The sequence below is a fragment of the Bradyrhizobium sp. genome, from assembly GCF_035701725.1.
Taxonomy (GTDB): Bacteria; Pseudomonadota; Alphaproteobacteria; order Rhizobiales; family Xanthobacteraceae; genus Bradyrhizobium.
The window spans coordinates 1-22,579 of the sequence record NZ_DASSRP010000217.1; the positions used below are offsets into that span (position 1 = coordinate 1).

Annotated in this window: 20 protein-coding genes and 1 pseudogene; 8 read left to right on the forward strand and 13 right to left on the reverse strand. The window is 63.3% G+C overall.

Features of this window, described 5'->3' with window-relative positions; translation table 11 throughout:
- Both fbcH and petA read right to left on the reverse strand, forming a co-directional pair.
- Window positions 1-576: pseudogene (fbcH, locus tag VFL62_RS12425) on the reverse strand (cytochrome b/c1); the annotation flags it as partial.
- 68 nt (window positions 577-644) lie between these two features.
- Window positions 645-1,175: a ubiquinol-cytochrome c reductase iron-sulfur subunit gene (petA, locus tag VFL62_RS12430; protein WP_325172696.1), complete on the reverse strand. Its 531-nt coding sequence runs from the start codon at window positions 1,173-1,175 to the stop codon at window positions 645-647.
- Between the two features lie 302 nt (window positions 1,176-1,477).
- Here petA and VFL62_RS12435 point away from each other — a divergent pair, with 302 nt between their 5' ends.
- Entirely contained in the window at window positions 1,478-1,930 is a 453-nt protein-coding gene (locus tag VFL62_RS12435; RefSeq protein WP_325172674.1) for a tRNA (cytidine(34)-2'-O)-methyltransferase, read from the forward strand.
- Window positions 1,931-1,958: 28 nt separating this feature from the next.
- Window positions 1,959-2,846 carry an oxygen-dependent coproporphyrinogen oxidase gene (hemF, locus tag VFL62_RS12440; protein WP_325172675.1) on the forward strand — a complete coding sequence of 296 codons (888 nt, stop codon included), beginning with the start codon at window positions 1,959-1,961 and terminating at the stop codon, window positions 2,844-2,846.
- A 53-nt stretch (window positions 2,847-2,899) separates the two neighbouring features.
- On the opposite strand, the gene VFL62_RS12445 is transcribed toward hemF, so the two are convergent.
- The 5 genes from VFL62_RS12445 to VFL62_RS12465 form a co-directional block, all read right to left on the reverse strand.
- Complete coding sequence (locus tag VFL62_RS12445) at window positions 2,900-4,009, reverse strand: hypothetical protein (RefSeq protein WP_325172676.1); 1,110 nt, start codon at window positions 4,007-4,009, stop codon at window positions 2,900-2,902.
- Between the two features lie 150 nt (window positions 4,010-4,159).
- The gene (locus VFL62_RS12450) at window positions 4,160-5,416 is read right to left on the reverse strand and encodes a CCA tRNA nucleotidyltransferase (protein WP_325172677.1); all 1,257 of its coding nucleotides are present in this window, start codon (window positions 5,414-5,416) and stop codon (window positions 4,160-4,162) included.
- The gene (locus VFL62_RS12455; protein ID WP_325172678.1) at window positions 5,413-5,676 is read right to left on the reverse strand and encodes a DUF6111 family protein; all 264 of its coding nucleotides are present in this window, start codon (window positions 5,674-5,676) and stop codon (window positions 5,413-5,415) included. The genes VFL62_RS12450 and VFL62_RS12455 overlap by 4 nt, the downstream gene beginning before the upstream one ends.
- Entirely contained in the window at window positions 5,673-6,308 is a 636-nt protein-coding gene (locus tag VFL62_RS12460) for a CoA pyrophosphatase (protein WP_414644695.1), read from the reverse strand. The genes VFL62_RS12455 and VFL62_RS12460 overlap by 4 nt, the downstream gene beginning before the upstream one ends.
- A 199-nt stretch (window positions 6,309-6,507) precedes the next feature.
- Entirely contained in the window at window positions 6,508-7,113 is a 606-nt protein-coding gene (locus VFL62_RS12465) for a DUF1285 domain-containing protein (protein WP_325172679.1), read from the reverse strand.
- Between the two features lie 311 nt (window positions 7,114-7,424).
- Between VFL62_RS12465 and VFL62_RS12470 the strand changes: the two genes are divergently transcribed.
- The 4 genes from VFL62_RS12470 to VFL62_RS12485 are packed head-to-tail and all read left to right on the forward strand — an operon-like array spanning window position 7,425 to window position 14,263.
- On the forward strand, window positions 7,425-8,429 hold the full coding sequence (locus VFL62_RS12470) for a MoxR family ATPase (RefSeq protein ID WP_325172680.1): 1,005 nt from the start codon (window positions 7,425-7,427) through the stop codon (window positions 8,427-8,429).
- Complete coding sequence (locus tag VFL62_RS12475; RefSeq protein WP_325172681.1) at window positions 8,429-9,373, forward strand: DUF58 domain-containing protein; 945 nt, start codon at window positions 8,429-8,431, stop codon at window positions 9,371-9,373. Before VFL62_RS12470 ends, VFL62_RS12475 begins: the two co-directional genes overlap by 1 nt.
- Window positions 9,373-12,177, forward strand: a complete 2,805-nt coding sequence (locus tag VFL62_RS12480) for a DUF4159 domain-containing protein (protein WP_325172698.1) — start codon at window positions 9,373-9,375, stop codon at window positions 12,175-12,177. Before VFL62_RS12475 ends, VFL62_RS12480 begins: the two co-directional genes overlap by 1 nt.
- 22 nt (window positions 12,178-12,199) lie before the next feature.
- A complete protein-coding gene (locus tag VFL62_RS12485) occupies window positions 12,200-14,263 on the forward strand; it encodes a hypothetical protein (protein ID WP_325172682.1) in 2,064 nt (687 codons plus the stop codon).
- Between the two features lie 58 nt (window positions 14,264-14,321).
- Here VFL62_RS12485 and VFL62_RS12490 read toward each other — a convergent pair whose 3' ends face one another.
- The 3 genes from VFL62_RS12490 to VFL62_RS12500 all read right to left on the reverse strand — a co-directional run bounded on the left by VFL62_RS12490 (window position 14,322) and on the right by VFL62_RS12500 (window position 16,625).
- Window positions 14,322-14,834 carry an N-acetyltransferase gene (locus VFL62_RS12490; protein ID WP_325172683.1) on the reverse strand — a complete coding sequence of 171 codons (513 nt, stop codon included), beginning with the start codon at window positions 14,832-14,834 and terminating at the stop codon, window positions 14,322-14,324.
- 198 nt (window positions 14,835-15,032) lie between these two features.
- A complete protein-coding gene (locus VFL62_RS12495) occupies window positions 15,033-16,013 on the reverse strand; it encodes a glycosyltransferase family 2 protein (protein WP_325172699.1) in 981 nt (326 codons plus the stop codon).
- Window positions 16,014-16,133: 120 nt separating this feature from the next.
- The gene (locus VFL62_RS12500) at window positions 16,134-16,625 is read right to left on the reverse strand and encodes an NUDIX domain-containing protein (RefSeq protein ID WP_414644694.1); all 492 of its coding nucleotides are present in this window, start codon (window positions 16,623-16,625) and stop codon (window positions 16,134-16,136) included.
- A gap of 412 nt (window positions 16,626-17,037) precedes the next feature.
- On the opposite strand from VFL62_RS12500, the gene VFL62_RS12505 reads away from it, so the two are divergent.
- Window positions 17,038-17,931 carry a metallophosphoesterase gene (locus VFL62_RS12505; protein ID WP_325172684.1) on the forward strand — a complete coding sequence of 298 codons (894 nt, stop codon included), beginning with the start codon at window positions 17,038-17,040 and terminating at the stop codon, window positions 17,929-17,931.
- 29 nt (window positions 17,932-17,960) lie between these two features.
- Here VFL62_RS12505 and VFL62_RS12510 read toward each other — a convergent pair whose 3' ends face one another.
- The 3 genes from VFL62_RS12510 to VFL62_RS12520 all read right to left on the reverse strand — a co-directional run bounded on the left by VFL62_RS12510 (window position 17,961) and on the right by VFL62_RS12520 (window position 20,665).
- The gene (locus VFL62_RS12510) at window positions 17,961-18,521 is read right to left on the reverse strand and encodes a hypothetical protein (protein WP_325172685.1); all 561 of its coding nucleotides are present in this window, start codon (window positions 18,519-18,521) and stop codon (window positions 17,961-17,963) included.
- A gap of 210 nt (window positions 18,522-18,731) precedes the next feature.
- Window positions 18,732-18,941 (reverse strand): DUF4170 domain-containing protein, encoded by a 210-nt coding sequence (locus tag VFL62_RS12515; RefSeq protein WP_325172686.1) that lies wholly within the window; start codon window positions 18,939-18,941, stop codon window positions 18,732-18,734.
- A gap of 86 nt (window positions 18,942-19,027) precedes the next feature.
- Window positions 19,028-20,665, reverse strand: a complete 1,638-nt coding sequence (locus tag VFL62_RS12520) for an isocitrate lyase (protein ID WP_325172687.1) — start codon at window positions 20,663-20,665, stop codon at window positions 19,028-19,030.
- A gap of 278 nt (window positions 20,666-20,943) precedes the next feature.
- On the opposite strand from VFL62_RS12520, the gene VFL62_RS12525 reads away from it, so the two are divergent.
- Window positions 20,944-22,389 carry a helix-turn-helix domain-containing protein gene (locus VFL62_RS12525; protein ID WP_325172688.1) on the forward strand — a complete coding sequence of 482 codons (1,446 nt, stop codon included), beginning with the start codon at window positions 20,944-20,946 and terminating at the stop codon, window positions 22,387-22,389.
- Window positions 22,390-22,579 lie beyond the last annotated feature (190 nt).

The following is a 22,579-nucleotide window of genomic DNA, read 5'->3' on the forward strand; positions in this document are numbered from 1 at the left end:
ACGGTTCAGCGTCGGATTGCCGACCGAGTAGCCGCCCCAGAGCAGCGTCACGATGCTGTCGCCGACGTAAGGAATGGCCGAGAACAGATTGGTGATGACGGTGGCGCCCCAGAAGCTCATCTGGCCCCACGGCAGCACGTAGCCCATGAAGCCGGTCGCCATCATCAACAGGTAGATGATGACGCCGAGGATCCACAGCACCTCGCGCGGCTCCTTGTACGACCCGTAATACAGGCCGCGGAACATGTGGATGTAGACGGCAAAGAAGAACATCGACGCGCCGGCGGCATGCATGTTGCGCAAGAGCCAGCCGTAATTGACGTCGCGGACGATCAGTTCAACCGAGCGGAAGGCGAGATCGGCATTCGGCGTGTAGTGCATCGCCAGGACGATGCCGGTGACGATCTGCACGCCGAGCATCAACGACAGGATGGCGCCGAAGGTCCACCAGTAATTCAGGTTACGCGGCGTCGGATAGGCCACGAACGAGGAATGCATAAGACCGAAAATCGGAAGACGCCGTTCAATCCACTTGATCACGGGATTGGTGGGTTGGAAGTCGGATGGTCCGCTCATGCTGCGATCCCTAGGGAATTAAGACGACGTGACAGGCGTTAAGGTCCGGGGCGTGCAGCCCCGGGTCCTTAGCCGATCTGGATTTTGGTGTCGGAGACGAATTGATAGGGCGGGATGGGCAAGTTGGCCGGTGCCGGTCCCTGGCGGATACGACCGGAGGAATCGTATTGCGAACCATGGCACGGGCAGAAGAAGCCGTCGTAGTTGCCCTCGTGCGCGATCGGAATGCAGCCCAGATGGGTGCAGATGCCGATCACGACCAGCCACTGATCGTGGCCGGCCTTGACGCGGGACTCGTCGGAAGCCGGATCCTTGAGGCTGTCGACGGCGACGCTGCGCGCCTCCTGAACCTGCTTCTTGGTGCGGTTCATGATGTAGATCGGCTTGCCGCGCCAAAATACCTTGATGTCCTGGCCTTCGGCGATCGGCGCCAGATCGACCTCGATCGGCGCACCGGCCGCAATGGTCGAGGCGTCCGGATTCATCTGGGAAACGAACGGCCAGAGCGTCGCCAGCCCGCCGACGGCGGCTGCGGCGCCCGTTGCAACGAAAAGGAAATCACGGCGTGTCGGATGTTCCGCCGAAGACGCTGTCGTCACGATTCCAAACCCTTTCATAGCTTGCCGCCGGTGGAACCGCCCCGGTGACCGGGAGGCTGCCGGCGCCCGCGACCCCCGCGGCGGCAGAAATGACCCCTTTTTCCGACCCCATCGGCGAAAAGGAACAGTCCAGAATCGTTCTATTGGCACCCTTGCCGGAATAGCGCAAGCCCGCTATCGGCTGGCTTGCGTGCAATGCACTAATTCCGCTCGGTACGGCGGTTTTTCGCATATCCCAAGCGGCGCTCCCCCTGTGAAATCGGCGTGACAACTGGCCGGTCGGACGCTCACAGTAGAATCGAATGCAGATCGCGCTTTACCAGCCCGATATTCCCCAGAACACCGGCACGATCATGAGGCTTTGCGCCTGCATGGGCGTGGCAGCCCATATCATCGAGCCCGCAGGTTTTGCGGTATCGGACCGCAATTTCCGCCGCTCCGGGATGGACTATCTCGACCAGGTCGACTGGAGGCGCCACGATTCCTGGACCCGATTTGAGGAATGGCGCCGGTCGGCCGGTCACCGGCTGCTGCTGTTCACCACCAAGGGCGCCACGCCATATCTTGATTTCAGCTATCAAGCATCGGACATCTTGTTGTTCGGACGGGAAACTGCGGGCGTCCCCGAGGCGGTCGCGCAAGCCGCCGATGCACGGCTCGTGATCCCGATCAGGCCGACCTTGCGCTCGCTCAATGTCGCGATGGCCGCCGCCATGGCATTAGCCGAGGCGCTGCGGCAGACCGGTCACGCCTAGACCCTTGTAGACACGAGAGGCTTCCTAGATGGATATTTCCAAGCTCGACGAACACAAGGCGCGCGCGAGAGCCTGGTTCGAAAGCCTGCGCGATGACATCTGCGCGGCCTTCGAGCGGCTGGAAGACGACGCGCCGCCTGCCCTTTACCCGGGCGCGGCCGGCCGCTTCGACCTCACCCCCTGGCAGCGCACCGACCCAACCGGCAATCCCGGGGGCGGCGGCATGATGGGAATGATGCACGGCCGATTGTTCGAGAAAGTCGGCGTGCATTGCTCGACCGTTCACGGCGAGTTCGCGCCGGAATTTCGCGCGCAAATCCCGGGGGCCGAAGACAATCCCGCCTTCTGGGCATCGGGCATTTCGCTGATCGCCCATTTGCGCAATCCGCATATTCCGGCCGTCCATATGAATACGCGCTTCATCGTCACGACCAAGGCATGGTTCGGCGGCGGCGCCGACCTTACGCCGGTGCTGGAGCGCCGCCGCACCCAGGAGGATGCGGACACGGTCGCCTTCCACGCCGCGATGAAATCGGCGTGCGATGCGCATGCGGCGGTCGCGCCGTACGACAAATACAAGAAATGGTGCGATGAATATTTCTATCTGCCCCACCGCAAGGAACCGCGCGGCATCGGCGGCATCTTCTACGACCATCACGATTCCGGTGACTGGGACGCCGATTTCGCGTTCACCAAGGACGTCGGCCGCGCCTTCCTGAAAATCTATCCGGAACTGGTCCGGCGCAACTTCGCAAGCCCATGGAACCAGGCTGACCGCGAGGAGCAGTTGATCAGGCGCGGCCGCTATGTCGAGTTCAACCTGCTCTACGACCGCGGCACTATCTTCGGCCTGAAGACCGGCGGCAACGTGGATTCGATCCTGTCCTCGATGCCGCCAGAAGTGAAATGGCCCTAGTGGAGTGGATATCCATCATCGGCACTCACCGTCACGACGTGCTGGAAAGATCATCAGGCGATGTGGACGTTGAGCAGCGCCAGCAGGATGAGGGTGGATGTGGCAACTCCGGCCGCGATCAGGCTCCATGCGATGCGATCGGCCGTCGCAGCAGACGTATCACGTTGCAGCAAGACCCATCTGAGGCCGCAGGCAATGTGAGCGACAATCGCAATCGGCCCCGCCCAATAATGCGCAATCAGGCGTAGCTTCAAAAGGCTGACCAGCAGACTGTCGCTCGGGCGCGTCAGCCAGCTCCAGTTGGTGTCGATGTCCGCGTAGCGCGCCGCAAACACCGCCGTCATGTGGGCGAGAAAATAAACGCCGATATATGCGCCGCACATGGTCTGCACGGTGCCAAAGATATCGCCCGGCAATCGCATCCGCCGCCGTACCAGGACCGTGCCGCTCAGAATCTGAAAACCGATCAGCGCCAGCAACAGCGGTTGGACAAAGTCGTTGCGATAAACCCGGCGCACGACATTCATAATGGCGATGTGGACTGACCCGCTCCAGAAGCCGGCAACATGGTTCACAATGTGAGGCGCCACGAACAGCAACAGGATCGCGCAGGCGGAAACGCCGTGGGCAATACCCAGCCGCCGATATCCGGCCTGCGTCATGGCAAATGCGATCGGCGATGACCGAGGGCTGAGCTGGGCCATCATCGCCATCAACGCCCAAAAGACCAACCAGGCGATCACCGCCGCCGACGGCGCGTGAAAGACGCCGGCGACATTCTCAAAGCCCACATAGAGCGAGGGAGTGGCAAAGGCCAAATGGGCAATGCTTCGCCCACGGCTGGCTTCAGGATCGTCCGCGACATCGGGCGAGCCCAGCGTCAATCCGAAGACGAAACTGACCACCATCACCGCGAGCGCCAATATCAGCGAGGCGATGACGCTGACCCAAACGATCCCCCCGCTCGGCGAAGCCGACCCGTGCACCAGGACAAGGCCGGAGGACAACAGGCTCAACAGCAAGGGATAGGCCAGTGCACAGAGCGCGGGAACGATGAGCCAAAGACGACGAAACGAGACCGCGCCCGCCCCTGACAGGGTGTCCGCGCTAACGCTCTTGGATGTTACGATGGCTGAAAGGGCGGGCCCGCCAGGTCGATCCATCGCTTCCCCCTGATGTCGTGGAGAGCTTCGATCCGGTTTCTATGTCGCGACGATAGATAAAAAGGCGGCGTCAGGGATGGCGTTCCTGCCGCTCATACATTCAACTCTCGGTTATCGGCACATATGTTGCGCATCCTGCAAGCATGAACATCACGCCTTGCGTTCGCGTGTCACACGCGCGACGGCTTGATCGGCGATCGCATCCAGCGAGGATTGATCGAGCGGGAAATCCGCCGCGAGCCAGGCATCTTCGGCGAGCGCCAGCGCCTGTCCGAGTTCGGGCCCCGGATGAAGACTGCGCGCCACGAAGTCGGCCGCCCTCAACGGAAATCTCGGCGCGATCCAGCGCGCGGGCAGGCCTGCGAGTTCGCGCCATGAGGCGGCATCGCTGCCCTCGCGCGAGCGCGCCCAAGCGAGCATCAGACGGTCGCGGTAACGATCTTCGCCGAGGCGATAAAGTCTGCGCTTCGCCCGCGCCTCGTCCATTCCCGCCAGCCGCCACCAGCGGTGCCCCATGGAATCCAGCGCCTTGGTCTCCGCATTGGACAGCCGCAACCGCGATGCCACCCGCCTTGCATCTTCGGTGACGGCGACGGCGAGCGCGCCGAGCCGGCGAATGGGATCGGGCGGCAGATCCAGCGCCTGTTCGATTCCGATCAGCCGCGCGAACGGCCCGGTATAGGCGACGCCGCCGAAAACCGGCAGCAACAGTCCGCCATCGGCCATCGCGTTCACGGCAACGATGGCGCCGCCGGCAACCATCAACTTCAATATTTCGACGCGGATCCGTTCGGCCGAGAGGCCCATCAGGCCTGCCCTTCCGCTGATGCAGGCAAGATAACTGGCCCGGTCGGGCTCGCCGGCGCCATAGGCGGCATGAATGCGAAAGAAACGCAGGATGCGCAGGTAGTCCTCGGCTATCCGCCGCTCGGGCTCGCCGATGAAGCGCACCCGTCGCGCGGCAATATCTTCAAGCCCCCCGACGTGGTCGTGGACGCAGCCTGCTGAATCAGCGGACAAAGCGTTGATCGTAAAGTCACGCCGCTCGGCATCGCGCACCCAGTCGCGGCCGAACGCGACCTTGGCTTTTCGTCCGAAGGTCTCGGTATCCTCACGCAGCGTGGTGACCTCGAACGGCTTGGCATCGACCACGAGCGTGACGGTGCCGTGGTCGATGCCGGTCGGCACGCTCCTGATGCCGGCAGCCTTTGCGCGGCGGATCACCTCTTCAGGCACGGCAGTGGTTGCGATATCGATCTCGTCGATCGGCAGGCCAAGCAGCGCGTTTCGAACCGCCCCGCCCACCACGCGCGCTTCCTCGCCGTCGGCGTTGAGCAGTTCGAGCACCCGCGCCGCAGGGCCCGGCTTCAGCCACGGCGCATCGGTCAGTCGCCGCTCGCCGCTCATTTCTCCACTCCCTGGATCAGCTTGCCGTTCTCGATATGGGCGGGAACATAGGTCGAGTTCGGCGGCGCGCCGGAGAACTGCGCCAGCAAGATCAGGCTGACCACGACAAGAAGCAGCGAACCGAGCAGCAATCTTCCGACGATAATGACCGGCCAGGACGAACGCACCAGCAGTCCGGAACGGGTGGCGACCAAAAACAGGGCATAGACCGCAAACGGGATCAGAAAAATTCCGATCTCGGTCAGGGCCTGACGGATCATGGCGCGAAGATCCGCTGGTAGAGCACGCGAAGAATCCCGGCGGTCGCGCCCCAGATGTACCGCTCGCCATAGGGCATGGCGTAGTAGTACCTTTCCATGCCGCGGAATTCTTTGCTGTGGAGCTGATGGTTCACAGGATTCATCAGGAAAGACAGCGGAACTTCGAAGGCATCGTCGACTTCGGACGTGTTGATGCGCAGTTCGAATCCGGGCTCGACCCTTGCAACGGTCGGCAGAATGCGAAAGCCGAAGCTCGTGCCATAGAGGTCCAGATAGCCGATGGGATCGATGAAAGGGCGCGCCAGGCCGACTTCTTCTTCCGCCTCGCGCAGCGCCGCATCGAGCGGGGTGGCATCGGCCGCATCGATCTTGCCGCCGGGAAAGGAAATCTGGCCGGCATGGTCGTTGAGATGGGCCGCGCGCTGGGTCAACAGCACGGTCGGCTGCGGGCGATCGATCACCGGAATCAGCACCGCCGCGGGACGGATCGGCTGTTCGCGCGCCAGGATTGCGAGCATCCGATCGGTGCCCTGATCGCCGCTCTCCGGAATGGCGTCCGGATCGGTGAGACCTGCAGGGACGTCAAAACGCAACCGTGCGCGCGCCCGATCGAAAAACTCGGCCGAACTGATTGCGGCGGGATCGTTCACCGCCATCGCCTCCGTCAAAATAGAGCTCCGATTCCGAAGTTCGCAAGCTATCGCGGCGACCTCTGATGCGAACTTCGGAATCAAAGGAGCTCTACCAAACTTATTAATTCTAATACCGCTTTCGATCTGAAGTCCCCGAAAAAACTCGCGGCCGCACTGCGGGGACTTCAGATCGGCGGTATTAGCCCCTCACCTCTTCCGCATCCGCCATCGCGAAGAACGCACCGGCGGAGGCAACTCCGAACATCTGGCGGCCATCGACCATCCGTTCCTCGCCGATGTCAACCAGATCATAGTAGATCGCGCGCGTGACCTTCGCCCAAAGGTCGGCGCGCACGTGCAGGTAGGGCGTCAAGCCGCCTTCCGCCGAAGCCTCGAACCGCAATGGATGCGCACGGTCGCATTCCACCCAGTCGTCGACATTGGTGCGAAAGCGCAAACCCCAGCCGGCATCACGGGGCTCTTTTATCATTTCGACGGCCAGAAACGGTGCATCGTCGACGCGGATGCCGACCTTTTCCACTGGCGTGACCAGGAAGTACTTGCCGTTTTCGCGCTTGAGGATGGTTGAGAACAGCCTGACCAATGCTGGCCGTCCGATCGGCGTGCCCATATAGTACCAGGTGCCGTCGGTCGCGATTCGCATGTCCAGATCGCCGCAAAAGGGCGGATTCCACAAATGCACCGGCGGCAGGCCTTTTCCGGTCGCACTGGTGTTTGCGGCCTGTTTGGCGGCCGTCGTCAACCCCTCGAGATTTTGAACCGGTTCCTGCCCTTGCTTCGCCATGGTTTGCCGTGACTCTGATCGTCCCGCGATTGGAACGCTTTATTGAATGCCCGGTTTGGCACGATTGGTGCACGCAAACAGATACCTGAACAGATATCGGATTGCTGGTGTCGCCGCGTTACGTTTTGAGCAAATTCGGCCGTATTTCATTAAGCTCAAGTCGCCACATCGTGATGCCGTTCCCATCCGGAAAAGGCCGATAATGTGGGGATAGTATAATCGAACGAATACACGGCCTTGCCGAAAGTTTAGCATGTGGCGGACGAAAGCGGCGGCGAGGCGGACTGAACCTGAGGTTTAAGGAGAAAAGAATGGCTGGCGCAGACAGTGTCGAGAAGCTCGAGGACGTCGTCGTCCGTTCGGCCGAACAAGTCGCCGGTCAGATTCGCAGCGCCAAGGATGCCATCTCGACCGTCATCTTCGGTCAGGAGCGTGTCATCGAGAACACGCTGGTGACGATCCTGTCGGGCGGCCACGCCCTTCTGATCGGCGTGCCCGGACTTGCCAAGACCAAGCTGGTCGAAACCCTCGGCGTGACGCTCGGGCTTGACGCCAAGCGCATCCAGTTCACCCCGGACCTGATGCCCTCTGACATCCTCGGCGCCGAAGTGCTGGATGAAAGCAATTCCGGAAAGCGTTCGTTTCGTTTCATTTCCGGCCCGGTGTTCGCCCAACTCCTGATGGCTGACGAAATCAACCGCGCCAGCCCGCGCACCCAATCCGCGCTGCTTCAGGCGATGCAGGAGCAGCACATCACGGTCGCTGGCGCCCGCCACGACCTGCCCAAGCCGTTCCACGTGCTGGCGACCCAAAATCCGCTGGAGCAGGAAGGCACCTATCCGTTGCCGGAGGCGCAGCTCGACCGCTTCCTGATGGAAATCGATGTCGACTATCCCGACCGCGACGCCGAGCGGCGGATCCTGTTTGAAACCACCGGCGCCGAGGAAGCGGCGCCGAAAGCCGCGATGGATGCTGAAACTCTGATCGCCGCCCAGCGCCTGGTGCGGCGCTTGCCGGTCGGCGATTCCGTCGTGGAAGCCATCCTGTCGCTGGTGCGCTCGGCGCGCCCGGGCTCCGAGGGCGGCGAAGCCGGCAAGCTGATCGCCTGGGGACCCGGCCCGCGTGCCAGCCAGTCGCTGATGCTGGCGGTGCGCGCCCGCGCTTTGCTCGATGGCCGCCTCTCGCCGTCGGTCGATGACGTGCTCGATCTGGCTGAGCCGGTCCTCAAGCACCGCATGGCGCTCACCTTCTCTGCCCGCGCCGAAGGCCGCAGCATTCCCGACGTCATCAAGCAGTTGAAGACACGGATCGGTTGATGGCCACAGCCGCCGAGCACAGCATAAAGGAGATCGCAGCAGTCCGACGTGCCGATGGCGAAAGCCGAACGCTCGCCGCATCGCTGCCGCGCCTTGTGCTGGAAGCGCGGCGGATCGCAGCCAACGTGATTCATGGCCTTCACGGCCGGCGCCGCGCCGGCTCCGGCGAGAGCTTCTGGCAGTACCGCCGCTTCGTTTCGGGCGAGCCCGCCCAACGCGTCGATTGGCGCCGCTCCGCACGCGACGATCATCTTTATGTTCGCGAACAGGAGTGGGAGGCCGCCCACACCGTGTGGCTTTGGCCGGATCGGTCGCCATCAATGGCGTTCGCCTCGAAGGATGCGCGCGACAGCAAACTCGAGCGCGCGCTGATCGTCTGCTTTGCGCTCGCCGAGCTTCTGGTCGAAGGCGGCGAACGGGTCGGCATTCCCGGCCTCGTCAGTCCGACCGCGAGCCGGAGCATCATCGACAAGATGGCGCAGGCGATGCTGCATGATGATGCCGCGCGGCTCAGCCTGCCGCCATCCTTTGTGCCCTCGCCGCTTTCCGAGATCGTTCTGCTGTCGGATTTCTGGTCGCCGATCGGCGAACTCCGCACCATGCTGACGGCGCTGTCGGCCTCAGGCGCGCATGGCACGCTGATCCAGGTCGTCGATCCTGCCGAAGAAAGCTTCCCTTATTCGGGACGCGTCGAATTTGTCGAACCGGAAGGCGGCGATGTCATCGTTGCCGGCCGCGCCGAGCGCTGGGCGAGCGACTATGTCGAGCGCGTTGCGCTCCACCGCGAGCAAATCCGCTTCGAAACTGCCAAGCTCGACTGGCTGTTTTCGACCCACACGACCAGCCGTTCGGCAGCCGAGCTGCTGCTGTTCCTGCATTCGGGCATGATGGTGAATAAAGGCGGCGCAAGGGGCGTCACGGTCAAGGCGGGGAGCAGCGTATGATCGCGGGCTTGCCGTTGTCCTTTGCCGAGCCATTACTGCTGTTGGGGCTGCTAAGCCTGCCGCTGCTGTGGTGGCTGTTGCGGGTGATCCCACCGCGGCCACGCCGCGTCGAGTTTCCGCCGACGCGGTTATTGTTCGATATTTCGCCAAGGGAAGAGACACCCTCGCGGACGCCCTGGTGGCTAACGGCGCTGCGGCTGGCCGCCGCCGCGCTGATCATCCTGGCCGCAGCGGGACCGATCTGGAACCCGCCGCTCGGCGCCACGGCGTCGCGCGCGCCGCTGGCGATCCTGATCGACGACGGCTGGAGCGCAGCCTCAAGCTGGGACGCGCGGGTGAAAGCTGCGGACGAGCTGATCGCCAACGCCGACAATGACCGGCGCGGCATCGCTTTGATCCCGCTGTCGGAGCCGACGCGCGACATTACGATCATGCCCGCGGGCACGGCGCGGGTTGCGCTCCGCCAGCTTTCGCCAAAGCCTTATTCGATCGATCGCGCCGAGACGCTTCCGATCATCGATCGCTTCCTCAAGGCGACCGGCGACTGCGAGCTGGTGTGGCTGTCCGATGGCGTCGACAGCGGGCGCGGCGCCGAGTTCCTGCAGGGGTTGGGCAAGGTCATCGGCGACCACGTGCTCACGGTGTTTGAGGGCGGCACGCCGCCGGCTTTGGCGCTGGTGGCGGCCGAAAACGCAGCCGCCAAGATGACGGTGAAGGTGTTGCGCGCCGATGGCGACATCGCGAGCGGTGTGGTGCGCGGGCTCGACCAGAAGGGATCGCCGGTCGGGGAAGCGCGCTTTGCCTTTGCGCCGGGAGTTCGCGAAACCGAGGCGTCGTTCGACCTGCCGGTCGAACTGCGCAATGATATCGCGCGGCTGGAGATCGCGGGCGAACATTCCGCGGGCGCGGTTCAGTTGCTCGACAAGAGATGGCGCCGCCGTGCCGTCGGCGTGGTCTCCGGATCGAGCAGCGATACCGCCCAGCCCTTGTTGGCTTCGGCGTTCTATCTCACCCGCGCGCTGGCGCCGTTCGCCGATGTCCGGCAGGGCGATCGCGGCGCGCCGCAACAGGCGATCTCGCAGTTTCTCGATCAGAAGCTGCCGATGATCGTGCTGGCGGATGTCGGCACCCTGTCGCCGGAGATTCGCGAACGGCTCAACGCCTGGATCGACCGCGGCGGCGTGCTGGTGCGCTTTGCCGGACCGAGGCTTGCGCAGGCCGATGACGATCTGGTGCCGGTGAAATTGCGCCGCGGCGGCCGCAGCCTTGGCGGCAGCCTGACCTGGGAAAAACCGCAACACCTCGCGGCCTTCGCCAACGACGGACCGTTCGCGGGGCTTGCCGTGCCCAAGGATGTCACGGTCAATCGCCAGGTGCTGGCCGAGCCCGACGCGGTCTTGCCGACCAAGAGCTGGGCCTCGCTTGAAGATGGCACCCCGCTCGTCACCGGCGAGCGCCGCGGCAAGGGGTTGCTCGCCTTGTTTCACGTCAGCGCCGACATGAAATGGTCCGACCTGCCGATGTCGGGTTCGTTCGTCGAGATGTTGCGGCGGATCGTCGATACGTCTGGCTATGCGTCAGGCCCGGCGCCGGGTGCCGCGATGGAAGCCAGCACCGAGACGGTGGCGCCGCTGCGGACGCTCGACGGCTTCGGCGCATTCGCGCCGCCGCCTTCGACCGCCAAGCCGATCCCTGCCGATTATCGCGACCGCGCCACATCGGATCATCCGCCGGGCTTCTACGGCCCCACCGACGGCCCACTCGCGGTGAATACGCTGGCGGCATCGGATCGCATTACGCCGCTCGATCTGTCTTCGCTTCATGCCAGGCGCGCCAGCTACACCAATTCCGAACCGCGCGACCTGCGCGGAATCCTGCTGTCGTCCTCGCTGGCGCTGTTTTTGATCGACGCGCTGATCATCGCCTTGCTCGGCGGCGGTATCGCGAGCCTGCTCCGCAGGCGCGCAGCGCCGGCCGCGCTGCTTCTGGCGCTGCTATTGCCGCTCGGCTTGCCGTCACAGAGCCGGGCCGACAGCGCCTCCGACGAGTTCGCCATCAAGGCGACGACGCAGACCCGCCTTGCCTATGTGCTGACCGGCAATGCGGACGTCGATTCCATCGTCAAGGCGGGAATGTCCGGCCTGACGCTGTTTCTTGCCCAGCGCACCGCGCTCGAGGCCGGCGATCCCGTCGGCGTCGATCCGGCCCATGACGAGCTGGCGTTTTTCCCGCTGATCTACTGGCCGGTGGTGCCGGGCGCGCCGAAGCCGCCGCAAGCGGCGATCGACAAGATCGACGCCTACATGAAGCAAGGCGGCACCGTACTGTTCGACACCCGCGATGCCATCGAGGCCACGCCTGGCGACAACGGCGCCTCGCAGACGCCGGGCATGCAGAGCTTGCGCGAAATCCTTTCCTCGCTCGACGTGCCCGAGCTCGAACCCGTGCCGCGCGAACATGTCCTGACCAAGACGTTCTATCTGCTGCGCGACTTTCCCGGCCGCTTCGACTCCGGCCAGACCTGGGTCGAAGCCCTGCCGCGCGACGAGGACGAAGACAGCGCGTCGCGTCCGGCGCGCGGCGGTGACGGCGTCTCGCCGATCATCATCACGTCGAACGACCTGGCCGGCGCCTGGGCGATCCGGCCCGACGGCCAGCCGATGCTGCCGCTGTCGCCGGGCGAACCGCGGCAGCGCGAATTCGCCTTCCGCGCCGGCGTCAACATCGTGATGTACACGCTGACCGGCAACTACAAGGCCGATCAGGTGCATGCGCCGGCTTTGATCGAACGGTTGGGGCAATGACCATCGTGCTCAGGTCCTCGCCATGAATTACGGTATCGCGTTCACCCCGCTGATCCCCTCGGCTGTGCTCTGGACGGCACTGGCGGCAATCGTCGTGATTGCAGCATTGCTGCTCCTGGGACGCGCGCGCGGCGCCTGGCTGCGGCTGCTGGCGCTCGGCCTGTTGCTGCTCGCGCTCGCCAACCCGTCATTTACCCGCGAGGAGCGCGAACCGCTGTCGTCGGTCGCCGCCGTCGTCGTCGACAAGAGCCCGAGCCAGAGTTTTGGCGACCGCACCAACGAGACCGCCCGCGCGCAGCAGGAACTCGTCGACAGCTTGAAGAAGATCCCCGGCCTCGAGGTTCGCGTGGTCGAAGCCGGTCAGGCCGACGGCGAGACCGACGGCACCAAATTGTTCGGCGCCGTGTCCTCGGCATTGTCGGACGTGCCGGTCGACCGCGTCGCCGGCGCCTTCCTGATCACCGACGGTCGGGTACACGACATTCCAGCCAATGCCGCCGCGCTCGGCTTCCAGGCCCCGCTGCACGCGCTGATCACCGGCCGCAAGGACGAACGAGACCGCCGGATTGCGATTACCGCCGCACCCCGCTTCGGCATCGTCGGGCAGGTGCAGACCATCACCTACCGCCTCGACGATCAGGGCGTCACCGGCCAACGCGCCAAGGTCGCGGTGCGCGTCGATGGCGAGACCATCAACGAGCGCAACGTCGCAAGCGGCCAGACCGTCAACGTCGATGTCGACATCAAGCATGAAGGCCAGAACATCGTCGAGATCGAGGCCTCGCCCTTGGAGAATGAACTGACGCTGGTCAACAACCGCGCCGTCGTCGCCATCGACGGCGTGCGCGACAAGCTGCGCGTGCTGCTGGTGTCCGGCGAGCCGCACTCGGGCGAGCGCACCTGGCGCAATCTGCTCAAATCCGACGCCAGCGTCGACCTCGTGCATTTCACGATCCTGCGGCCGCCGGAGAAGCAGGACGGCACGCCGATCAACGAGCTGTCGCTGATCGCGTTTCCGACCCGCGAACTGTTTCAGCAGAAGATCAACGAGTTCCAGCTGATCATCTTTGACCGCTACGCGCGCCAGGGCGTGTTGCCGATCGCCTATTTCGACAACATCGCGCGCTATGTACGCGCGGGCGGCGCCGTGCTGGTATCCGCCGGTCCGGATTATGCCTCCTCGACCAGCATCTGGCGCACGCCGCTGGATTCGGTGCTGCCGGCAGAACCGGTCGGAGTGACCGAAAAGCCGTTTTATGCCGCGCTCAGCGACGTCGGCAAACGCCATCCCGTGACGCGCGGCCTCGAAGGCGCAAACAGCGACCCGCCGCACTGGAGCCGGTTCTTCCGCACGGTCGATACCCGCAACGCGATCAGCCCACCGGTCATGACCGGCGCCGACGGCAAGCCGTTGCTGCTGCTGTCGCGCTTCGGCGAGGGCCGCGTCGCCCTGCTGTTGTCCGACCATATCTGGCTGTGGGCGCGCGGCTATGAAGGCGGCGGCCCGCATCTCGACCTGCTGCGGCGCATGTCGCACTGGCTGATGAAACAGCCGGAACTCGACGAAGAGGCGCTGCACTTGCAGGTGCGCGGGAAAGATCTCGTCGTGCAGCGCCAGACCATGGCCGACAGCGTATCGCCTGTCACGGTGACTTCGCCCTCGGGCGCCAGGCGCGAACTGACCTTGAGCGCCAGCGAACCCGGGATGTGGACGGCGACGATGCCGGCCAATGAGCTCGGCCTGTGGCAGGCGAGCGACGGCACGCTGAAGGCGCTGATCAATGTCGGCCCAACCAATCCGAAGGAATTTTCGGAAGTTACCTCGACCACGGAAACGCTGGCGCCGCTGGCGCGATCGACCGGCGGCGACGCGCGGCGGGTCGTCGACGGCTCCAGCATCGATCTTCCGCGCATCGTGCCGGTCCATGCCTCCAGCATTTTCCGCGGCGACGGCTGGATGGGCGTGAAGATGCGCGATGCCAGCGTGGTGCGGGGCGTCGGCGTGCTGCCGATCTTCGCTGGCCTGATCGGACTGTTGTTGCTGCTGGGCGCATTCGCGGCAACATGGCTGCGCGAGGGACGTTGAGCTTTCCAGCTTGCCGCCGTTTCTCGAAGAAGATCTGAGATGCCGAGTGAATGCGGATCTATTTCGCCGGCGCCCAATCCGGGCGAACGGCGCCGGAAACGCCGTCGAACGCGCCATCGACGAGCTCGGCCACCAGAAGGCGGCTGTAGTCGACGGGCCCCGGCATGGTTGCCCGGCCCTGCGGCACCACCTTGAAGCCGGCCCGGCGGTAATAGGCCTCGTCGCCGACAAGCAGCACCAGGCGATGTCCCCGGGCTTTGGCATCGCCAAGCGCGCGCTCGAGCAGCTGCCGTCCAACCCCGTGGCTGCGAAACGGCGGCTCGACCGTCAGTGGCCCCAGCAGCAGCGCCTTGGTGTCGCCGATGACGACCGGCAACTGGCGTACCGAGCCGACCAGCAGGGTGCCGATCCAGGCGGTGAATGACAGTTCGAGCAAATGATCGACGTGTTCGCGGATACGATAGGCGCTCAAGACAAAGCGCCCGGGACCGAAGGTGCGCTCATGCAGCCGCTCGATCGCCTGCGCATCGTTGGCGGTCTCGGCCAGGATGGTCAGAGAGAGATCACTCATCGAGTGCCGCCTATTTGAAGTTCCTGCATCACAAGCGGCGAATTCTATTCAGGAACTTCAAATAGAAACGCGGCACTCGAATTAATCGGTTTGCTAGTGCCCATAGCTTTCCGAAGTCCGTGAAAGGTCGTGCTGAGATGTAGCACGGAGTTCGGAAAGTGGGCACCCGGGAGGTTGAACTTCGAATGCGAGAGCGCGTCAAGTCCTGTCGAGCGGCGCCTGCGCGAGATAGGCCAACAGCTTCATCTCGCGGCGGCCGCGTGTCACGGTGTCGAGCACGAGGCCCGAAGCCACCGAGAGCATCGCCACAACCATCAATCCCATCGACAGCACAGCGGTCGGCAGCCGGGGAACGACGCCCTCTTCCAGATAAGTGACAAATACCGGCGTGGCGAGCCCGATCGACAGCAGCCCGACAAAGATGCCGAGACCGGTGAAGAAACGCAGCGGCTTTTCCGAGCGATAGAGCTTGAGGATGGTCGAGAGAATCCGGAAACCATCGCGCCAGGTGTTGAGTTTGCTGACCGAGCCTTCCGGCCGCGCGAAATAAGGCGTCTCGATCTCGGCCGTCGGCAGCGCCAGTTCCAGCGCATGAACGCTCAATTCGGTCTCGATCTCAAAACCGTCCGACAGCACCGGAAACGATTTGACGAACCGCCGGGAGAACACCCGGTAGCCGGAAAGAATATCCTTGAACGCCTTGCCGAACACCGAGGCCAGGAAACTCGTCAACAGCCAGTTTCCGGTGCGGTGGCCGGGCCGCCAGGCAGCCTCAGCCTGATCGACCCGCAGGCCGACCACCATATCGAGATGATCCGCCACCAGCATGTCGATCATTTTCGGAACGCTTGCGGCGTCGTAGGTCGCATCGCCATCGACAAGCACGTAGATGTCCGCATCGATGTCGGCGAACATGCGGCGGACCACGTGGCCCTTGCCCTGACGGCGTTCGCTGCGCACCGTGGCGCCGGCCTCGCGGGCGACGGCGACCGTTCGGTCCGTCGAATTGTTGTCGTAGACGTAGACAGCAGCCGAGGGCAGCGCTTGTCGGAAATCGGCGACCACGCTCGCAACCGCGGCTTCTTCGTTGAAGCAGGGCACCAGGACGGCGATGCGGGGCTGGGTGGATGCAGCTTGCGGAAATTCCGATTTTGCGAATTCGGCCAGCGCCTCCGCCATCCCGGCCAGATCGCCGCGAAGCTTTGAGGTGCGCATGGATTGCGATACGGCGCTCATTGGCAAATCCTTAACGACCGTTAGGGTTTTGCCCGATCATAAGGACGTACCTGCTAACGTTCTCTAACGCCAGGTCGCGATTTGCGGCTTGTTTTCGACGACTTCCGATATCCGGAGCCGCGTTCCCCGCGTCGTATCGGCCGGCAACGCCTTGATTTCAAAAAAACCGCACGCGATGATCTCGCGGTTCGGTTCCGGCAAACGGTCCTGGCTGAAATTCCGAACCACATAGACCGCGACGTGGTCACGCCTGGAGATATGGCTGTTCAGATAGACACCGAAAAACGAGGGCTCGCCAACAAGATCGATCCGCCCCTCCTCCTTCAGTTCGCGTTGCAAAGCCGCACGAATGGTCTCGCCGGTTTCCACCCCGCCGCCGGGAAGGTGCCAGCCGCTGACGTAGCTGTGCTTGACCAGAAATACGCGGTTCTCGCCGTCGAGCACGACCGCGCGGACACCAAGCGTCATGCCGCGGGCAAACCGCCAATAGATGTGAAATAGCCGCCGCAACACCGGTTCAAGGGTCGTTCGCAGACGCTGCACTGTCGTCGTCACGTCACTCACGCTCCTAGTGCCCACTTTCCGAAGTTCGTGCTCCATCGCAGCACCCGCCTTCACGAACTTCGGAAAGGCTACTCACAAACTTATTGATTCTAGTACCGCTTTGTCGATCTGAAGTCCCTGATCGAACTCGCCGCTTGTGGCGCAGGAATTTCAGATCGGCGGTACTAGGGATGTTGCGCTTGATCCTTGCATCCGGCTCGCCAGTGGTCCAATTCTAACGTTCGCATCCCTCGCGGCTTCACCTTTGCGAAGGCTAGAATTAAAGGACCACCAGCAAATATCGGTTTGTAGCGGAGTTTAGGCTTTGACATTCGCTTGACGAACCCGCGGCCTGACCGGTAGCGAATGTCAAATCCACTCCGCTAGCTTGCCAATACATTCGTCTGACAACGATGAAACGGTAATGGCGACGTTCACGCTTGCCCATCTGTCCGATCCGCACCTGGCGCCGCTGCCCGAGCCGCGGCTTTCCGAACTCATGGGCAAGCGCGTGTTCGGCTATCTGAACTGGACGCGCAACCGTCATCGATATCACCGCCGTGACGTGCTCGACGTATTGGTTTCCGATCTGCAGGCACAGGCACCAAATCACATCGCGGTCACCGGCGACCTCGTCAATCTGGCGCTGGAAGCCGAATTCGCTCCGGCGCGAGCCTGGCTTGAGAACGTCGGGTCGCCGGAAAAAGTGACCCTCGTTCCCGGCAATCACGACGCCTATGTTCGCGCGACCGCCCACCGTTTCGCGGAAGCCTGGGCGGATTATCTTGTCGGCGACGTGGCGCAGGACGAGGCGCCGATGTTTCCGTCACTGCGCCGGCGCGGGCCGTTAGCGCTGATCGGCCTTTCCACCGCGGTGCCGACCTCGCCTCTGATGGCAACCGGACGGCTGGGGAAAAGCCAGCTGGAAGCGCTTGATCGCCTGCTCGCCGGACTTGCCCGCGAGAGCGCCTTTCGCGTTCTGCTGATTCACCATCCTCTCCGCTCCACCGCCCGAGCCAAGCGGCTGACCGATGCGCCGGAGCTGCTGGCGATGCTGAAGCAACATGGCGTCGAGCTCGTGCTGCACGGACACGATCACGTTCATTCGACGATGTGGGTCGAGGGACCCAACGGTTCGTCGATTCCCTCGATCGGTGTGCCCTCGGCTTCGGCCCGCGTCCATGGCCACCATCCCGACGCCGCCTACAATCTGTTTTCGATCGCGCGCGACAACGACGGCTGGCGCTGCCGGCAAATGGTACGCGGCATCAACGACGCGCTGCAGATGCGGGAAATAAGGCGCGTCGAGCTTCTATAGCGCGAACCGCCTGCCCCGGACCCGGGACGTCAGAAACTGCTCAGGCTTGCGATGAGCGCAAGGCAGAAGAGCGCGAGCGCCCCCAGGACGAAGCCGAGCGCGAATGGCCAGAACCGGCTGCGGCGGGGTTTTTCGGCCGCGACCGCGACCGGCGCGACCATCGGCGAGGCGACCAGCGCATGCTCGCGCTCCACCATGCGGCGCGCGACATAGTCGGTGACGGCATCGACAATGACGGGAACGTCATGCGACTCCGCAATCACGATGCGCCCAAAACGGGTGTCCTGCACGAAACGATAGGCACGCTTGTCGCGGCCCATCAGGACGTGCGCCACCACGTCGATCCACAGCCGGGGCGTCTCGCCCTGGCTGATCCCGCGGTCGAACAAATCGACCGAGTCGGGAATTTGAGAAAACAGCGGGTCCAGCGCTTCGCTCAGGATTTCGAGCCGCGCAACCTCGGCATCACGGAGGTCAACGACGACACCGGTGCGATCGGCAGCTTCGATCCGCGCTTTGCGCAGCGCGTCGCGCAAGCGCGTCGGTCGTGCTTCGCCAGCGCCGTCTTCGATGTTCTGTGCCTCTGCCATCGGCTTTGCGTCCCGTCCTGATGCCCCGCGGAAAGTCGTATTAACCTATCAGTAACCCTGCCATCCTCAAAGAGCCGTTTGTTGCCAAAGGCTTATGGCTAGCGGCGAATGTCAGAATCGGACCGGCCGGGCTCTGCAAACGAGCGCGGCCCCCGCCACCCCGCAAGGGGTGAGGAGGCCGCGCCCGTCCTTGGACGTCTTCTTGATAGATCAGGCCATCACGCGTGCGGGCTCTTCGACGATCGAGAAGCGCACGCCGGCTTTATGGCGATGCTCCTCGGACACTTCGCGCCAACAGTCCTCGGCCTCCTTGCGGGTCTTGAACGGGCCTTTCACCTGCGCCGAGCCTTCCACCAGCTTGTGGAAGTTCATCGAACCGAACTCGCCGCCGATCACCCAGAAATTGCTGCCGTTGCTCATTGTCAGTCTCCTGCTGTTGTCACAATAGCGTTTTCGAGCGAAGTGGAATTCGGTTCGCGCGAAGAAAACGCGTCACGTCATAAGCGTTAGCCGAACTGGTTCATGGTGTTGTGGACGCCGCCCGCCTTCAGGGCAGCTTCGCCGGCGAAGTACTCTTTGTGATCGTCGCCGATGTCTGAGCCCGCCATGTTCTGATGCTTCACGCAGGCGATACCCTGACGGATCTCGGCGCGCTGAACGTTTTTCACATAGCCGAGCATGCCCTGCTCGCCGAAATATTCCCTCGCCAGATTGTCGGTCGAGAGCGCCGCCGTGTGATAGGTCGGCAACGTGATCAGGTGATGGAAGATGCCGGCGCGCTTGGCCGAATCGGCCTGGAAGGTGCGGATACGCTCGTCGGCCTGCTTTGCCAGCGGCGTGTCGTCGTATTCCGCCTTCATCAGCTCGGCACGATTGTACCTGCTGACGTCCTCGCCTGCTTCCTTCATCGCATCGTAGACCTGCCAACGGAAGTTCAGCGTCCAGTTGAACGACGGCGAGTTGTTGTAGGCCAGCTTTGCGTTCGGGATCACCTTGCGGATGCGGTCGACCATCTTGGCGATCTGCTCGATGTGCGGCTTCTCGGTTTCGATCCACAACAGATCGGCTCCGTTCTGCAGCGAGGTGATGCAGTCCAGCACGCAGCGGTCTTCGCCGGTCCCTGCGCGGAACTGGTAGAGATTGCTGGGCAAGCGCTTGGGGCGCATCATCTTGCCGTGACGGTTGATGATGACGTCACCGTTCTTGGCATTGTCGGCCGTCACTTCCTCGCAATCGAGGAAGCTGTTGTACTGGTCGCCGAGGTCCCCGGGCTTGTGGCTCACGGCGATCTGCTGCGTGAGGCCGGCGCCGAGCGAGTCGGTGCGGGTCACGACGACGCCGTCTTCGACGCCGAGCTCGAGGAAGGCGTGGCGGCAGGCGCGAATCTTCGCCAGGAAGACGTCGTGCGGCACGGTCACCTTGCCGTCCTGATGTCCGCACTGCTTCTCGTCCGAGACCTGATTTTCGATCTGCAGCGCGCAGGCGCCTGCTTCGATCATCTTCTTGGCGAGCAGATAGGTCGCCTCCGCGTTGCCGAAGCCGGCATCGATGTCGGCAATCACGGGAACGACGTGGGTCTGGAAGTTGTCGATCTTCTCGATCAACGCCCGCTCCTTTGCCTTGTCGCCTTGCTTGCGGGCGGCATCGAGGCTGCGGAAAATATCGTTGAGCTCGCGCGAGTCGGCCTGGCGCAGGAAGGTGTAGAGCTCTTCGATCAGGGCCGGCACCGAGGTCTTCTCGTGCATCGACTGGTCAGGCAGCGGCCCGAACTCGGAACGGAGCGCCGCGATCATCCAGCCGGACAGATACAGGTAGCGCCGATCGGTGGTGCCGAAGTGCTTCTTGACCGAGATCAGCTTCTGCTGGGCGATGAAGCCATGCCAGCAGCCCAGCGACTGCGTGTACTTGGTGGGGTCGCCGTCATAGGCGGCCATGTCGGCGCGCATCAGCGCCGCGGTGTAGCGGGCGACGTCGAGGCCGGTCCTGAAACGGTTCTGAAGCCGCATGCGCGCGACGGCCTCGGCCGTCACCCCATTCCAGGTCGGCTTGGTGTCGAGAAGCGCCTGGGCCGCCTCGATCTCGCTCTGATAGGAGGTCCGCCCCTGCAGCGCCTGATCGCTGATCCCGCGTGGCTGGTAATTCATGTTCGTAATCCTTTCGATGACGACAGAGGCGCTCGTTGCCACTGTTCTCGACATTCGTGACACTGCATTGCGAAATGCGTGTCCTGAGATAAACGCGAATCCCTCAAATTCGTAAATACAGCTTGATTTCGAATGGTGATGTCATGTAACACATAGACTTGTGACATAAGTAATCTTGTAAATTTTGTCACAAACGATCGGCGAACGCGCTGATCGCGTGTAAATTTCGAGACAAGGGTTCGATTTCGCAGGAATCGGCCCCACAGCAGGGCAAGGCCATGGCTGGGGATTCCGGAAAGAAGCTGTTCGTCGGTCCGCGGTTCCGCCGCATCCGCCAGCAACTCGGGCTGTCACAGACCCAGATCGCCGAGGGGCTCGGAATCTCGCCGAGCTACATCAATCTGATCGAACGGAACCAACGCCCGGTCACGGCGCAAATCCTGCTGCGCCTCGCGGAGGCCTACGATCTGGATCTGCGCGACCTCGCAACCGCCGACGAAGACCGCTTCTTCGCCGAGTTGAACGAGATCTTTTCCGACCCGCTGTTCCGGCAGATCGAACTGCCGAAGCAGGAACTGCGCGATCTCGCCGAACTCTGCCCCGGCGTTACCCATGCCTTGCAGCGGCTCTACGCCGCCTATACCGAAGCCCGCCGCGGCGAGACCATGGTCGCCGCCCAGATGGCCGACCGCGACGAGGGCGCGCGCTTCGAAGCCAACCCGATCGAGCGCGTGCGCGACCTGATCGAGGCCAACCGCAACTATTTTCCCGAACTGGAGACGGCGGCGGAAAATCTGCGCGACGAACTCAACGTGCCGGCGGAAGAACTGTTTGCCGCACTCTCTGCACGGCTGCGTGAGAAGCATTCGATTCTCACCCGCATCATGCCGGTCGACGTCATGCGCGAGACACTGCGCCGTTTCGACCGTCATCGCCGCCAGCTTCTGATCTCGGAATTGGTCGACAGCCCCGGCCGCGCCTTTCAGCTCGCGTTCCAGATCGGGCTCACCGAATGCGCCAGCACGATCGAAACCATCATCGGCCGCGCCGGCCCGTTGGACGATACGCCGCGAAGGCTTTACCGCATCACGCTCGCCAACTATTTCGCCGCCGCGGCGATGATGCCCTACCAGCCGTTTCAGACCGCGGCAGAAGCGCTGGGCTATGATCTCAACATCCTGTCGCAACGTTTCAATGCCGGCTTCGAGCAGGTGTGTCATCGGCTGACGACGTTGCAGCGGCCCAATGCCCGAGGCGTGCCGTTCTTCATGCTGCGCGTCGATAATGCCGGCAATGTCTCGAAGCGATTTTCTTCCGGCACGTTTCCGTTCTCGAAATTCGGCGGCACCTGCCCGTTGTGGAACGTGCATTCCACCTTCGACACGCCGGATCGGCTGCTGAGCCAGGTGATCGAGCTGCCCGACGGCACCCGCTATTTTTCGATTGCCCAAGTGGTGCGCCGACCGGCGGCGCCGCACGCCCAGCCGCAGCCGCGCTTTGCAATCGGCCTGGGCTGCGAAATCCGCCACGCCCCCAAACTCGTCTATGCCAGCGGCCTCAATCTCGACAGCGTCGAAGGCGCCCCGATCGGGGTCAACTGCCGGCTGTGCGAACGGGAGAATTGCAGCCAGCGCGCCGAGGCGCCGATCACCCGCACCCTGATCCTGGACGAGAACACGCGGCGGATGTCCTCGTTCGTCTTTTCCAACGCGCGGGAATTGTGAGTAGTGTCAGCCGAGCGCTGCCGTCATTGCGAGCGATAGCCAACGGGTCGCGCGAATGCGCGCTCGATGACAGGCTCCACAATCCAGTCTTTGCGCAACAAGATCGAGGAACTGGATTGCTTCGTCGCTTCCGCTCCTCGCAATGACAAGAGTACCGGTTGGCTAATCCGGCGGAACCGCTATGGTGCTT

Excerpts from the sequence above, each read along its gene's own strand:
- VFL62_RS12435 (WP_325172674.1), top strand. The coding sequence starts at position 1,478 with ATGCAGATCGCGCTTTACCAGCCCGATATTCCCCAGAACACCGGCACG.
- VFL62_RS12490 (WP_325172683.1), bottom strand. The coding sequence starts at position 14,834 with ATGAGTGATCTCTCTCTGACCATCCTGGCCGAGACCGCCAACGATGCG.
- VFL62_RS12515 (WP_325172686.1), bottom strand. The coding sequence starts at position 18,941 with ATGAGCAACGGCAGCAATTTCTGGGTGATCGGCGGCGAGTTCGGTTCG.
- VFL62_RS12485 (WP_325172682.1), top strand. The coding sequence starts at position 12,200 with ATGAATTACGGTATCGCGTTCACCCCGCTGATCCCCTCGGCTGTGCTC.
- VFL62_RS12475 (WP_325172681.1), top strand. The coding sequence starts at position 8,429 with ATGGCCACAGCCGCCGAGCACAGCATAAAGGAGATCGCAGCAGTCCGA.
- VFL62_RS12470 (WP_325172680.1), top strand. The coding sequence starts at position 7,425 with ATGGCTGGCGCAGACAGTGTCGAGAAGCTCGAGGACGTCGTCGTCCGT.
- VFL62_RS12465 (WP_325172679.1), bottom strand. The coding sequence starts at position 7,113 with ATGGCGAAGCAAGGGCAGGAACCGGTTCAAAATCTCGAGGGGTTGACG.
- VFL62_RS12505 (WP_325172684.1), top strand. The coding sequence starts at position 17,038 with ATGGCGACGTTCACGCTTGCCCATCTGTCCGATCCGCACCTGGCGCCG.
- VFL62_RS12525 (WP_325172688.1), top strand. The coding sequence starts at position 20,944 with ATGGCTGGGGATTCCGGAAAGAAGCTGTTCGTCGGTCCGCGGTTCCGC.
- VFL62_RS12445 (WP_325172676.1), bottom strand. The coding sequence starts at position 4,009 with ATGGATCGACCTGGCGGGCCCGCCCTTTCAGCCATCGTAACATCCAAG.
- hemF (WP_325172675.1), top strand. The coding sequence starts at position 1,959 with ATGGATATTTCCAAGCTCGACGAACACAAGGCGCGCGCGAGAGCCTGG.
- VFL62_RS12455 (WP_325172678.1), bottom strand. The coding sequence starts at position 5,676 with ATGATCCGTCAGGCCCTGACCGAGATCGGAATTTTTCTGATCCCGTTT.
- VFL62_RS12510 (WP_325172685.1), bottom strand. The coding sequence starts at position 18,521 with ATGGCAGAGGCACAGAACATCGAAGACGGCGCTGGCGAAGCACGACCG.
- VFL62_RS12450 (WP_325172677.1), bottom strand. The coding sequence starts at position 5,416 with ATGAGCGGCGAGCGGCGACTGACCGATGCGCCGTGGCTGAAGCCGGGC.
- VFL62_RS12495 (WP_325172699.1), bottom strand. The coding sequence starts at position 16,013 with ATGGCGGAGGCGCTGGCCGAATTCGCAAAATCGGAATTTCCGCAAGCT.
- VFL62_RS12520 (WP_325172687.1), bottom strand. The coding sequence starts at position 20,665 with ATGAATTACCAGCCACGCGGGATCAGCGATCAGGCGCTGCAGGGGCGG.